The sequence below is a fragment of the Microcoleus sp. B3-D7 genome, from assembly GCF_036705305.1.
Taxonomy (GTDB): Bacteria; Cyanobacteriota; Cyanobacteriia; order Cyanobacteriales; family Microcoleaceae; genus Microcoleus.
Map to the genome: position 1 here is coordinate 39,563 of NZ_JAUBUE010000019.1, position 14,301 is coordinate 53,863.

Annotated in this window: 6 protein-coding genes; 5 read left to right on the plus strand and 1 reads right to left on the minus strand. The window is 47.6% G+C overall.

The annotated features are described in order from the left end of the window. Positions 1-83 precede the first annotated feature (83 nt). A complete protein-coding gene (locus tag QUB25_RS14990) occupies positions 84-2,216 on the plus strand; it encodes a phosphodiester glycosidase family protein (RefSeq protein ID WP_333183931.1) in 2,133 nt (710 codons plus the stop codon). 161 nt (positions 2,217-2,377) lie between these two features. Next, the gene (locus tag QUB25_RS14995; protein ID WP_333183932.1) at positions 2,378-2,587 is read left to right on the plus strand and encodes a hypothetical protein; all 210 of its coding nucleotides are present in this window, start codon (positions 2,378-2,380) and stop codon (positions 2,585-2,587) included. A gap of 69 nt (positions 2,588-2,656) precedes the next feature. On the opposite strand, the gene QUB25_RS15000 is transcribed toward QUB25_RS14995, so the two are convergent. After that, positions 2,657-3,790: a succinylglutamate desuccinylase/aspartoacylase domain-containing protein gene (locus QUB25_RS15000; RefSeq protein WP_333183933.1), complete on the minus strand. Its 1,134-nt coding sequence runs from the start codon at positions 3,788-3,790 to the stop codon at positions 2,657-2,659. Positions 3,791-4,033: 243 nt separating this feature from the next. Between QUB25_RS15000 and QUB25_RS15005 the strand changes: the two genes are divergently transcribed. The 3 genes from QUB25_RS15005 (at position 4,034) to QUB25_RS15015 (ending at position 14,301) form a co-directional block, all read left to right on the plus strand. Further along, entirely contained in the window at positions 4,034-6,781 is a 2,748-nt protein-coding gene (locus QUB25_RS15005) for a DEAD/DEAH box helicase (RefSeq protein ID WP_333183934.1), read from the plus strand. Positions 6,782-7,157: 376 nt separating this feature from the next. Beyond that, the gene (locus QUB25_RS15010) at positions 7,158-9,899 is read left to right on the plus strand and encodes a family 10 glycosylhydrolase (RefSeq protein ID WP_445251951.1); all 2,742 of its coding nucleotides are present in this window, start codon (positions 7,158-7,160) and stop codon (positions 9,897-9,899) included. A gap of 457 nt (positions 9,900-10,356) precedes the next feature. Then, on the plus strand, positions 10,357-14,301 hold the full coding sequence (locus QUB25_RS15015; RefSeq protein ID WP_333183936.1) for a PAS domain S-box protein: 3,945 nt from the start codon (positions 10,357-10,359) through the stop codon (positions 14,299-14,301).

Genomic DNA, 14,301 nt, shown 5'->3' on the forward strand with positions numbered 1-14,301 from the left:
CGGATTTAGTAAGAAGAGACATACGGATTTTCCGGGTTTCTACATCCCCAGGCGTTTAGAAGTGAAATTGTGAGTTGTAAGCTGTGAAAGGTAATTTTTTCTATTGGCGTATAATATTTTTAGTCTCGATTTTACCCGTACTGGCGATCGCCCCGTCTTTAGTGTGGAATCAACCCGCAAGAGCACAAGAGGGGGAGAGGGCTGCGCTGATTCATGCTTCGAGAGCCCGCCAGGGAATGAATTCCCTGGCTGATAGCGAAAGTCGGTTAAAACCGACTGAAATATTGAGCCATAGTTCTTTTGAGAAAACTTTAACTATGAGACAGGGGTTGAAACCCCTGTCGGACTCTAGGCTTTTGGCTCAATCTGTACCGCCATCTTCGATAATTAGACAAGGCCGCCAAGTTTCTCTAAACGGTCGCATTCTGCCCTTAACTTGGACTCAGCAGCCGGCAAACAGCACTTCTGGGAATTTCCGAACTTGGATTGCTGATCTTGGATTGATGCAAAGTGCGGGAGTGGATTTGCTTAGCAGCGCCGACAGTGCCCAACAACCGGTGCAGTGGTTTTCGGTATCTTTAACCGGTGCTCAAAGCTTAGCAGCGCGGGCAACAGGCTCGTATCGTTACTTAGATGTTACCGATTTTGCTACACTTGCGGGCTGGGAGATATCTGCTGATGGGAATATTCTCAAAATTACTTCTCAAACTGCAAGTGTTACCGGAATTCGGCAAGCGGAAATAGAATCGGGCGATCGCATTGTTGTAGATCTCGATCGGCCCGCCCCTTGGCAAGTCAACTTTGTCGATAAACCAAGCCCGTCGCCGACACCCACACCCAACCCCCCGGACGACCCCACAAAGCCCGCTATCCCACTGCAAAACCTCCGCGCAGCGCCAAACCTCGAAACACCAGACGACCCGACCAAACCCGCCCTCCCGCAGCAAATAACGCCCGCAGCGCCGATCGCCGGTCAAGAATGGTCGATCGCGATCGATGCCAAAGTCGCTCCCGCCTTACTTCAGGACACTTTTGCCCCCAGCCAACAATTGCTATCACTAAAAGTCGAACCTGATGGCGCTCAAACTAAAGTCAAAGTGAAGATTCCTTTAGGTTGGCGGCCGCAAGTTTTCAGCCTGGGAAATCCCAATCGATTAGTTATCGACATTCGGCCAGACTCGTTAGTAGAAAAAAACATTGTTTGGGCGCCCGGTGTGCAGTGGCGGCAGCAGTATCAAAGTTTAGGAACTGCTCGTTTTCCAGTAGTTTGGTTAGAAGTTAATCCGCGTCAATCCGGTGTAAAAATTCGACCAATTCTCAGCAATCCGCCGACAGATCAAGGCACTGCACCTCTATTGCAAACAGCAGAAGTTTCGGGAACTGCTGCGGCAATTAATGCAGGTTTTTTCAATCGGATAAATCGGTTAGCTTTAGGAGCCATTCGGCGGGACAATAAATGGCTTTCCGGGCCGATATTGAACCGGGGGGCGATCGCCTGGAACGATCGGGGAGAATTTGCGATCGATCGTTTGACTTTGCAAGAAACTGTGATAACTCCGGCAAATCAACCTTTGCCCGTTTCTCATCTCAATAGTGCCTACGTACAACCGGGAATCGGTCGCTACACTCCTGATTGGGGAACAACTTATACTCCGCTGTCTGGCAATGAAATAGTTGTAACAGTTGCTGACGAGCGAGTTGTCAGCCAATCGCCCGGAGGTGCGCCGGGAACAACAAGTTTTCCCATTCCAGCTAACGGTTATATTTTGGCTTTGCGTTCCGATTTGTCGCCTACATCTCAATTCACTCCCGGTACATTATTGCGTCTGGAAACTAACACTTTTCCTGCTGATTTTAACCGTTTTCCTTACATTCTCGGCGGCGGGCCGGTGTTGGTACAAAACAGTCGAGTTGTGCTGGATGCGAAGGCGGAAGGGTTTAGCGATGCCTATGTTAGACAGACAGCAATTAGAAGTGCGATCGGGCGAAATGCTGCGGGAAATTTGCTGATTGTAGCGGTGCACAACCGCGCGGGCGGGGCGGGACCAAATTTCGCAGAACTGGCGCAGATATTGCAGCAAATGGGTGCTGTGGATGCTTTAAATTTGGATGGGGGAAGTTCAACGAGTTTGTATTTGGGAGGTAGTTTGCTCGATCGACCTCCGTCAACTGCTGCGAGAGTTCATAATGCGATCGGTATTTTCATTCAACCATAAACCGTCACCTTAAATTGTAGGGTGCGTCAGTGTGCGTTATCTTCTCAACAATCTAGAATCTCCGCACTGACGCACCTTACAAACTCTTGTCCCACCCTGATTAAGGGTGGGAGTAAAAGTTTTTATAATCCAAAATCGCAAATCGAGCGGCTTGTTTGTATGTGATGATAACGGGATATTCCCCGCGAAATTTGGAGGCTCAAAATTCGTTTTTGGCGATTTTACAAAATGATGCGGTTCCTGTGCGCGATCGCACTTCTGCGATTCCTCAACCGCTAGCCACCGTTATCGATCGCGCTTTAATTGACAATCCTGATATTTATAAAAGTGCAGCGGAATTTAAACAAGCCCTATTCAATAGTATATCGTAATTTATGGTTCGACTAGCAATAGGTTTTCCGAAACCCGGTTTCTTGAATAAACCGGGTTTCTTGGTATTCTCAATCTGCCATCACAGACAGCACATACTCTCCTTGATTTACTGACTGATTTGTCGAAACATCAAAAATGAAAACATCCGACTCAGCACAAACATCAACCAAACTGGGAAATTCCCCATTCTTATTAAAGCTGAGAATTTGATAAAGCCGATCGCCCTTTTTGACATAACTCCCCAATTGCACTCGATTTTGAATCATCCCGCCCGCCGGCGCATAGTAGGTGTTCAGCGAATGCTTGGGGGTGAAAATAACTTGATGATTCGCAGTTTCCGGGAGAGGGAATCCATCTATTTTCAATAAACCTTTACTTGCTAAGTAATTTTTGATGCCCCGCAAGCCATTCGCCACCGAATCGGGATTCATTTGCATCCCCGAACCTAATTCTAAAGTCCAAGCTTCCACATCAAATTTGATCGCACTTCCCAACTCTGCTAAAATCTTCTCCAAAGCCAGCCAAGGCTTGAGAAACGCCTCGTCAAAAGCATCCCCATCGTACTCGTCCATCAAGATTGCGCGATCGAGCAAAAAAGCTTTTGCACTCTCCTCGCGGGAATTAAAACAGTAAAGGTAATCTAAACTTTGATTTGTAGAACTGTGCAAGTCCAGCACGTAGTCAGCATCCAAACACAAAGATTGTAGCTGATATCGGTAAAGTTCGCTGTAGGGGCGGCAACTAGGAGCGTTAATTTTTTCCAACTCTTTCGCAAAAGTCAAAGCAATCGCTTTTCTGTAATTAACTTTGACAGTATCGGCATCAAGATGGATGTGAGACTTAGCAAAACCCAGAATATCTTCCCCTTGTTTTTCAAAATCCCAGAAAATCCGGTTCCAATTTACCCCATCATAAAGATTGTAGCGACCAGGAGAAAAATGGTGCGATCGCTGGCTGACACCCACAGGATTGCAAACCGGAACTAGCCAAATTTCCCCGATTAACTGACTGCTGTCCAAAGACCTTAAAAACTCAATTAATTGGTAAATCACAGCATTACCGCTAATCTCAGCGCCGTGGAGGTTAGATTGGAGATAAGCTTTTTTGCCGGGAATCGCACCTTGGAACTGATAGACTTGCAGTGAAAGCCGATCGCCAGAAGCAAGCTGCACCACAGGAATAGTCGAAATAACTGGAATCATAGAGAAGGAAACGGGGAATGGGGAATGGGGAATTGGGCATTGGGCATGGGGCATGGGGCATCGGGCATTGGTAACTGGTAATTGGTAATGGTTACTAATGACTAATGACTAATGACAACTGCCAACAGACTTATTCCTTAATAGCCGATTTGCTGACGAAGGTCTAAAATCAATACAGTCCTCTGCTGACTTGCTTTCAGCAAGATTTAAGCATACTTATCCTGCAACCTTATAATAATTCTTGTGCCAGACACTGCCCAGAACCGCCCAGAGCTGGATCTGAAGACCATATTTCCATTCGAGCTAGATAACTTTCAGAGAGAGGCGATCGCCGCCCTCGATGCAGGTAAATCGGTTGTCGTGTGTGCTCCCACAGGCTCTGGGAAAACGTTAATCGGGGAATACGCCATCCATCAAGCACTCTCCAGGGGGCGGCGCGTCTTCTATACCACTCCCCTCAAAGCTCTTTCTAACCAAAAGCTGCGCGACTTCCGCAGTCAATTTGGAGACGACAACGTAGGTTTGCTGACGGGCGACATCTCCGTCAATCGAGATGCGCCGATTTTGGTGATGACTACCGAAATATTTCGGAATATGCTCTACGGTACGCCGATCGGAGAAGTCGGTACTTCCCTCACCGGAGTCGAAACCGTGGTGCTCGACGAGTGTCACTACATGAACGATCGCCAGCGCGGTACCGTCTGGGAAGAATCTATCATCTACTGTTCCAGCGAAATTCAACTTCTCGCCCTCTCAGCAACCGTTGCCAATAGCGAGCAACTCACAGACTGGATTAACAAAGTCCACGGGCCCACAGAGCTCGTCTACTCAGACTTTCGGCCAGTACCGCTGCAATTCCACTTCGCCAACCAAAAAGGGATATTTCCCCTGCTAGACGAGACCGGCAAAAGAGCGAATGTCCGGTTAGTCCCCAAAAAGAAGCAGCAAAAAGTAGAAAGAGGCAGCATCCCCACTCCGAGTTTGACCGATGTTTTGGCGCGGTTGGACGATCGAGATATGCTACCAGCAATTTACTTCATCTTCAGCCGTCGCGGGTGCGACCAAGCAGTCGCCGAAGTCGGCAATTTCTCCCTGGTTAACGAAGCCGAAACAGCCGAACTCAAACGCATCATTGACGATTTTTTACAGCGAAACCCAGAAGCAGAACGCTTCGGTCAAAAAGAAGCTCTTTTAAAAGGCATCGCCGCCCACCACGCAGGCATTTTGCCCGCTTGGAAAGGTTTAGTAGAAGAACTATTTGGCAGAGGTTTGATTAAAGTCGTATTTGCCACCGAAACCCTAGCAGCCGGGATTAATATGCCCGCCCGCACCACAGTCATTTCCACCCTGTCGAAGCGCACCGACAAGGGACACCGACTGCTAAACGCTTCAGAATTCCTGCAAATGGCCGGTCGGGCTGGTCGGCGGGGCATGGACAAGCTTGGGCACGTCGTCGCAGTTCAGACGCGCTTTGAAGGCGCAAAAGAAGCCTCTTATTTGGCAACAGCCAAAGCCGACCCCCTAGCCAGTCAGTTTACGCCCAGCTACGGCATGGTGCTGAATTTGCTGCAAACACACACTCTCGACGAAGCTCAAGAGTTGGTAGAGCGAAGTTTCGGTCAATACCTGTCAACCTTGTACTTGCAGCCGCAGCAAGAAGAATTAGACCGGCTGCAAACAGAATTGGCGGTGCTTGAACAGTCCCTGGCGGCGGGAGGAAATGTCTCCACCCTAGAAAAAGAGCTCGCCCATTACGAAAAATTGCAGGCAAGACTCAAAGAAGACAAACGTTTGCTCAAAATTCTCTTGCAGCAAGCTGAAGAAGCCAGATTTAAGGAGATGTCCGTAGCTGTGGCTTTTGCAGTGCTCGGCACGGTTATGAGTCTCAAAGGCAAGCACGTTCCGACAGCCAAACGATCGCACACAACTCCTGTACCCGCCGTATTGGTTGCCAAAATCGCAGGTTCCGGCCAAGCACCAAATTTGGTGTGCTTGGGCAAAGATAACCGCTGGTATGTCGTCGCCATTAGCGATGTCGCTACCCTGCACGCCGAATTACCCCGCTTGAGCGTTGCAGATACCTTGAACCCGCCGTCGGAAATGCCCCTGAGACTCGGCCAGTGCCGCTTGGGAAATGAAGAAACTGCTTCAATTGCTGCATCGATCCCACAATTGCCGACACCGGAACCGAGCCCAGAGGCGATCGAGCAACAGCAGAAAATCGCAGCCCTAGAAGCTAAGCTAGAAATTCACCCGGTTCTAGAATGGGGAAATCCCGGTACTTTGCTCAAACGCCAACGCCGCCGGGAAGAATTGAAAAAAGAAATCCGCAAAAGCGAACAAGAATTAGAGAAGCAGCGAGCTCGCTACTGGGAGCAATTTCTCAACTTAATCGACATCTTGCTTAATTTCGGCTGCTTGGAAAGAGTAGTTTCGGCAACGGGAAACCGAGATGACTCCTCCGACAGGTTGGTGCCCACAGTCTTGGGTCAAGCTTGCGCCGCCATTCGCGGCGATAACGAACTGTGGCTGGGTTTGTCCCTGATGTCTGCCGAGTTTGACGAACTCGACCCCCACCACCTCGCTGCTGCTTGCGCGGCCTTAGTTACAGAAGTTTCCAGACCGGACAGTTGGACTCACTACTCGCTGTCGCCAGAAGTTTTGGCACCTTTGGACAATCTGCAAAAAGGCCTGCGCCGCCGATTGTTTCAAGTGCAGTACCGTCACGAAGCTGCCATCCCGATTTGGCTGGAACGGGATTTAGTGACTTTGGTCGAACAGTGGGCTCTGGGTGTTGAATGGCTGGAACTGATTAGCCATACGAGTTTGGATGAAGGGGATGTGGTGCGGATTTTGCGCCGGACTTTGGATTTCTTGTCTCAGATTCCTCACGTTCCTCACGTCTCGGATTCTTTGCGGAGGAATGCTTGTCGGGCGATGCAGTTAATCGATCGATTCCCGGTGAATGAAGCTGCAACGCCAGAAAATTAGTTGACTGTTGGCTGTTGGCTGTTGGCTGCCCCGCATCTAAATTGTATTTTTGGTTTTTCAACCCAAATGCACGCATATTTTAATCTAAAATCGTTTGCGGTTGCATCGGTATTTTTCAAATGTCCAAACAGTCAATACTCAACAGTCAACTGTCAACTGTCATCAGGACTACACCCAGATTTAAATCTAAAATCCAAAATCTAAAATCCAAAATCTAAAATCGCTCGATCGCACTTTTTCCTGATTCAGGTTGCAGGGCAGGATAGAAAATTGTATGGTGCGGATCGATCGCTCTTAATTGTTATTGAATTTTTGTCTAGCGGTGCGCTGGGTAATTCTCATATTTATGATGCAACAAATCAAAAAGCCTCATCAAATGCCTAATGCCTGCTCCCAGGCTAAAAAAAATCGCTTTTTCACTTTCTTGCAAAGAGTCTTAATTGGAACTCTAGCGAGTACATTACTAAATCTCTTCATCCTATTTCCCTCTCCGAGTTTCGCAGAAGTAGTTCTGGGCGTTGTTCGCAGTTCCGAGAATTCTCCCGACTGGGTAAAGATTACCACGCGCCTCTGGGAAAGCGGCATTGCTTACAAACCAATCAATCTCGAAGAAATCAAAAATGTGGCGGATTTAGCAGGCGTTAACGTGCTGTTTTTGCCCAATATTGAAACTTTGAGTCCGGCGCAAATTAAAGTTTTAGAAGCTTGGGCCTCCCAGGGCGGCCGCTTGATTGCTTCGGGTCCCGTCGGCCGCAGTTCTCCGGCCTTGGTGCGCCAATCTTTGCGATCGCTCCTCGGGGCCTATTGGGCTTTTCCGTTAACCCAGCCGGCTACTCCACAACCGCGCAACCGCTGTCGGGATCTTGCTTGCACTACTTCTAGCAATTGGGTGCCGACTGCACAACAAAATGCTTCTGTTCAAGGCGGTGTCTTGATTCCGGCTGATGCGAACAGTCAAACTATTGCTACTTGGAAAGATAGTTCCGGTTCCTCCGCAGCCATCGCCACGGATCGCGCTACCTATCTCGGCTGGCGCTGGGGTAGCGACGGTTCGGCAAATGTAGATAAGGCTTGGCTGCAAGCCTCGATCGCCCGCTGGGGAGGGACGATCGCTTCTGGGCCTGTAGCGCCGCCCACTGCTGCCGCGACCCCACTGCCAACTCCCCCCTCAAGAGTCACTAGAAACAGCCCTAGTTCGCCGCGTACTACCCCGCTGAGCCGACTTTCTCCCTCTGGCTCGGTTCCCGATCCAGTTCCTGCAACTTTTACAGACCCTTCGGATCAGTCGGCGCCGCCGGGTTTGGACGTGCAGGCAAATTCCAATAAGCCGATCGTCAGCATTGAAGCGTACTTGATGCGCCAAGAACTCACCAACCTCCTCGGCCGGTTTGAAAGCGCCCTGACAGCATCTAATTCAGCCAATACCGCCGTCAATCTCAATGCTGCTACCACCCCTCAACTGGTGGCTGCAGAACAGGGGGGCGGCGGCCCGGCAGCCAGTCGCTTGACTATTATGCAAGCGAGCAGGACGGGGGCGATCGCCCAAGCGCGACAGGTTTTGCAAACTTTTGACCAACTCCTGCAACAGCAAAACTACGCGGAGGCTAGAAAGCAGTGGGTGGAAGCGCGGCAGTTGCTGTGGCAAAATTACCCGAAGGAAGGACAGCGCGTTGGGGCGGAAATTCGGGCGGTTTGGCTCGATCGCGGTACGATCGTCGCAGCGCGATCGGAACAGGGTTTGGCGGCAGTGTTCGATCGGCTCGCCGCCGCCGGTATCAATACCGTTTTCTTTGAAACTTTGAATGCCGGATATACGATTTATCCCAGTCAAGTTGCACCGCAACAAAATCCCCTAACAGTTGGCTGGGACCCGCTGGCATCTGCGGTTAAATTAGCTCACGAGCGAGGCATGGAACTGCACGCTTGGGTATGGGTTTTTGCCACAGGAAATAAGCGCCACAATACTTTAATTGGCCAGCCTAGTTCTTATCCCGGGCCGGTACTTTCCGCTCATCCACAGTGGGCGAATATTGACAATAAAGGACGCACGCAAAATCCTAATGATGGTAAATTTTATCTCGATCCGGCGAACCCGGAAGCGCGTAATTATTTGCTGCAAATTGTCAGCGAAATTGCCAACAACTACAAAGTAGATGGGGTGCAATTAGACTATATTCGCTATCCTTTTCAAGATGACAATGCGAATTTTACTTACGGTTACGGTATTGCGGCGAGGCAGCAATTTAGGCAGTTGACTGGTGCAGATCCGGTGAATATTTCCCCCAGGGACGGCAGTTTGTGGCGGCAGTGGGTTGAGTTTAAAACTAATCAAATTAATAGTTTTGTAGCTGAAGTTTCTCAGCTTTTGCGGCAGAATTATCCGCGCACAATTCTGTCGGTGGCGGTGTTTCCGCACCCGGAAAGTCAGCGGATTTACAAAATTCAGCAAAATTGGGAAGTTTGGGCTCGTCAGGGCATTGTAGATTTGATTGTGCCGATGACTTATGCTTTGGATACGAACCGACTTCAGCGCATCACCGAACCGTTGGTAAAGGAACAGATTCTGGGTTCGGCTTTGATTTCTCCGTCTGTTAAGTTGTTGAGTCTCCCGGAAGTTGTGGCGATCGACCAAATTCAAGCTTTGCGCGATTTGCCGACTGGGGGCTATGCTATTTTTGCGGTGGAAAGTATCAGCAGCGGGATGCAGGGGTTTTTTAACCGCACTCAAGGCCCGCCAGTGCGTTCCACTTCTGCTGCGGAGCCGATTCCTTACCGACAGCCGTTTGCGGCGGCGGCTTCGCGGTATACTGCTCTCAAGCAGGAATGGAGTTTTTTGTTGGCTAACAATCAGTTGCGGGTGTCGGAATCTGAACTGAAAGTTTTGCAAAGTCGAGCGGATGAATTGGCGCAAGCTTTGAGCAACTTGGCGGCAAATCCTTCTACGGAAAGTTTAGCCACGGCTAAAAGATTGTTAAGGGGTTTTCAATCTCAATTTCAATCTTCGATGCGCTTGCATTCTGCCGAAAATAGCTATCAGGTGCAAACTTGGCAAAATCGTTTGGAGAGTTTGGATATGCTGTTACGTTACGGCGAAAGGATGGAGTTGAATCGCAGGTAAATAAAGATTTTTGGGGTATGTGCTGGTTAGCTACTGTTTGTTCAAACTGAGATGTTGCACCATTCTCAATAACCCTTCCCTGGGCGGGTTCTCCTGCCCACCCCACAAGAAAATGTACTTGTTGTGGGACAGGCAAGATGCCTGTTCCACAATAAAATTCATCTCTTGTGGAACAGGCATCTTGCCTGTTCCTAAATAAGTAATTGAGAATGGTGCAATAGATCAGATGATTTCGACTGAGGTCGATCGCGCCCAAGGATCTGTATCAGTAGTTACGAAAAAACTCTGAGTAGAAATACGCTATTTTGATATAAATTGATCGACGGTACTGTCGTCAGTAAACTACAGCATAAGGAGAAAAGGAAGGGCAAAGGGAACATAATTTACACTCAAAACTCCCAACAATTACCAATGCCCAATTCCCAATGCCCAATGCCCAATTCCTCTTAGGATGAATATGTTTCCTAAACCCCTCAATCGTTTGGCTACAAAATATATCGGCAAAGCTCCATTACAAACGGTACTCGTGGTTCCCTTTTTAGTGCAAATTGTCGGCACGGTAGGAGTTGTAGGTTGGCTATCTTTCCAAAACGGTCAGCGGGCAGTCAACGAGGTGGCCGCTCAGTTGCGGGGAGAAATTAGCGATCGCATCAAAGACCGCATGGAAAATTATATGTCAATTCCCCACATTGTCAATCACTTGAACGTTCAAGGCATAAAATTGGGGCAGTTGAACCTAGAAGACAACCAAAAACTAGAACATCATTTCCTAGAACAAATTCAATATTTTGATTCGATCAGCATCATTTACACAGGTAAAGAAAATGGAGAACATTCGGGAGCAATCCGCACTAAAGATAGGATTTTGATCTCGGCTGCTGACAGCTCTACGGGCAATAAATTAGCTCGATATACTGCGGATTCTCAGGGAAACCGCATTCAATTAGTGCAAATTTCACCCAATATCTACGACCCGCGAACTCGCCCTTGGTACATAGCTGCGGCTGCGGCAAAAAAACCTATTTGGACTCCAATTTATACAGATTTTTTGACTAGGGAACTGGCAATTACTGCTGCTTTGCCTATCTACGATGACGCTGGCAAATTGTTAGGCGTAGCTGGCAGCGATTTGCTGTTTTCTCGAATCAAAGAATTTCTCGTCAGCCTCAAAATTGGCAAATCGGGACAAACTTTTGTCATGGAGCGATCGGGGATGTTAATTGCCACTTCAACGGCGAGTGCAGAATTTGTGGTGGAAGGTAAAGAAACAAGACGCATCAAAGCTTCAGAAAGCGACAATCCGGTAATTAGACAAACCGCACAGCATTTAGATAAACACTACGACAGCTTAGCTAAAATCAATAATTCTCACCAGCTTACTTTTGATGTTGACCGCAAGCGAAATTTTATTCAGGTAGCTCCTTTTAAAGACGATCGAGGGTTGGATTGGCTGATTGTAGTAGTTGTGCCAGAATCGGACTTTATGGAACAAATTAACGCAAATACGCGCACGACTTTTTTGCTGTCGGTTGCAGCTTTAATTGGGGCGACAATTCTGGGTATTCTTACTGCTAAATGGGTAGTTCAGCCGATTTTAAGATTGAATGCGGCGGCGAAAGCTTTGGCGCGGAATGAATGGGATACAAAGCTCACTCTGAATCGTGAAGATGAACTCGGAGAACTTGCCACTGCTTTTAACAGCATGGCAGAGCAATTGCAGCATTCATTTACTTCCCTCTCAGAAAGCGAAAGCAGAGTCAAACAATTTCTCAATGCAGTACCGCTAGGCATTTTTATTGCAGAGCCAAACGGTCAACCTCACTACATTAACCCTACAGGAAAGAAACATTTATCTCAAGGGATTGTGGCAGCAGATACCGAAAATTTGCGCCAATTATACCGAGTCTATTTAGCTGGAACTCAGGAAATTTACCCGGCGGAACGCGACCCAATTTTAAATGCTTTGCAGGGCAAAGCTGTAACTGTTGATGACATTGAAATCTCCTCCAATAACAAAACTGTTCCCCTGCAAGTTTGGGGAACTCCTATTTACGACGCCCAAGGAAATATTATTTACGGAATGTGCGCTTTTCAAGATATTACGAAACGGAAACTAGCAGATAAATTATTAAGGGCATACAACCAAAATTTAGCAGTGCAAGTTGCAGAACGCACCGCAGATCTTGCTAAGGCAAAAGAAAAGTTTTCTAAAGCTTTTCGTTCGAGTCCGAATGCGATTACAATTACAAGAATTCGTGACGGTTGCCACCTAGAAGTTAATGATAGTTTTTGCCGAATGATGGGCTACACCCAGGAAGAAATTATCGGTAAAACAGCGGTTGAACTCAACTTTTGGGCGAGTTTGAAAGAGCGTGACCGCATGATTCAGATGTTAAAAAACAAGACAGCAATTCACAATTATGAGCTGACGTTTCGCAATAAAAATGGTACAGAAAGAACGGCACTGCTGTCTATAGAAACCATCGATATTGACGGAGAAGCTTGTTTTTTGTCGATGTCTAGCGATATTACCGATCGCCAAAAAGCAGAAACTGCCCTCCGGGAAGCCGAAGAAAAGTACCGCAACATTTATGAAAATGCTTTGAATGGAATTTTTCAAACTGCTGTTGACGGGAAATACATCAGTGCTAACCCCGCTTTAGCTAACATCTACGGTTACGACTCGCCTGCAGATTTAATAGCAGCACAGCCGAATTTCCATAACCAGCTTTACGTGAAACCCAACCGCCGCGACGAATTTGCAGCGCTGATGAACGAGTGCGGCATACTATCAAACTTTGAATCGGAAATTTACCGCAAAGATGGCAGCATAATCTGGATTTCGGAAAATTGTCGCGCTGTCTGCGATGAAGCAGGAAATTTACTTTACTACGAAGGTTTTATTAAAGACATTACTGATAACAAACAAGCGGAAATCAAAATGCAGCAGGCGAAAGAAGCGGCCGAAGCAGCAAACAAAGCTAAGAGTACCTTTCTCGCCAATATGAGCCACGAATTGCGATCGCCCCTGAACGCGGTCATCGGCTTTGCTCAAGTCCTGATCCGCAGTCAAACGTTGTCTCAGGAAAATCAAGAAAATGTCGGAATTATCCTGCGGAGTGGGGAACATTTACTGGCTTTAATTAACCAAGTTTTAGACTTGTCAAAAATCGAAGCCGGACGCACGACGCTTAATGCAAAAAGCTTCGATTTGTACCAACTAATCGACGATTTAGAAGATATGTTTGCTCTCAAAGCTGAGCAAAAAGGTTTGCAATTAATCTTCGACACAGACGCAGAAGTTCCCCATTACATTTGTACTGATGAAGTTAAATTGCGGCAAGTCTTAATTAATTTGCTCAATAATGCGATTAAATTTACCTCAGAAGGGGGAGTGTCGGTGCAAGTCAAAGCAGGAAGGCAGAATATACATAAAAACAGCACTGACCAATTGCCCGGCCGCTACTGGCTGCATTTTGAAGTTCAAGATACTGGTGCAGGCATTGCTGCTGAGGAAATCCATCAGTTGTTTGAAGCATTTGTGCAGACGAAAACAGGGAAAGATTCTCAGGAAGGAACGGGTTTAGGTTTAGCTATTAGCCGTCAGTTCGTGCAATTAATGGGAGGGGAAATTACTGTTAGCAGCGAGATCGGGAAGGGTGCATTATTTCAGTTTGATATCCAAGTTTATCTTGTTGAAGCTAGTGATATTGAAAGCAAAAAAACTCAACGTCGAGTTGTTGCCCTCGAACCGAATCAGCCGAGTTATCGCTTGCTAATTGTGGACGACAAACCTTTGAATCGCCAACTATTAGTAAAACTTCTCAGTCCACTCGGATTTGAGTTGAGAGAAGCAAATAACGGTAAAGAAGCGGTTGATATTTTTATGGAGTGGGAACCGCATCTGATTTGGATGGACATGAGAATGCCTGTCATGGACGGCTATGAGGCAACGAAACAGATTAAAACTACAACTGGCGGGCAAGCAACGGCGATTGTGGCCCTAACTGCTAGCGTTTTAGAGGAAGAACGGGCGGTGATTCTTTCGGCGGGTTGCGATGATTTTATGCGGAAACCGTTCCGCGAGGAGGATATCTTTGTGGCAATGGGAAAACATTTAGGAGTACGCTATATTTATGAAGATCCAACCGCAGTAAGTGCCGCAGGTGTAGAGGAGTCAAGTCAGGAGGTGCTGACACCGGAGGCTTTTGCCTCTCTTTCTCCAGACTGGATGGCCCAACTTAAGCAAAGTATTTTGAGTGTGGACATGGAGGCGATCGCGACTTCGATCGCACAAATCGGCACTGTCAATCCCTCTCTCGCGGGCAAGCTTCAAGATTGCATTAATAATTTTGAATATGACAGAATTTTGAACACAATCGATATCAGCGAAAAACAGTAA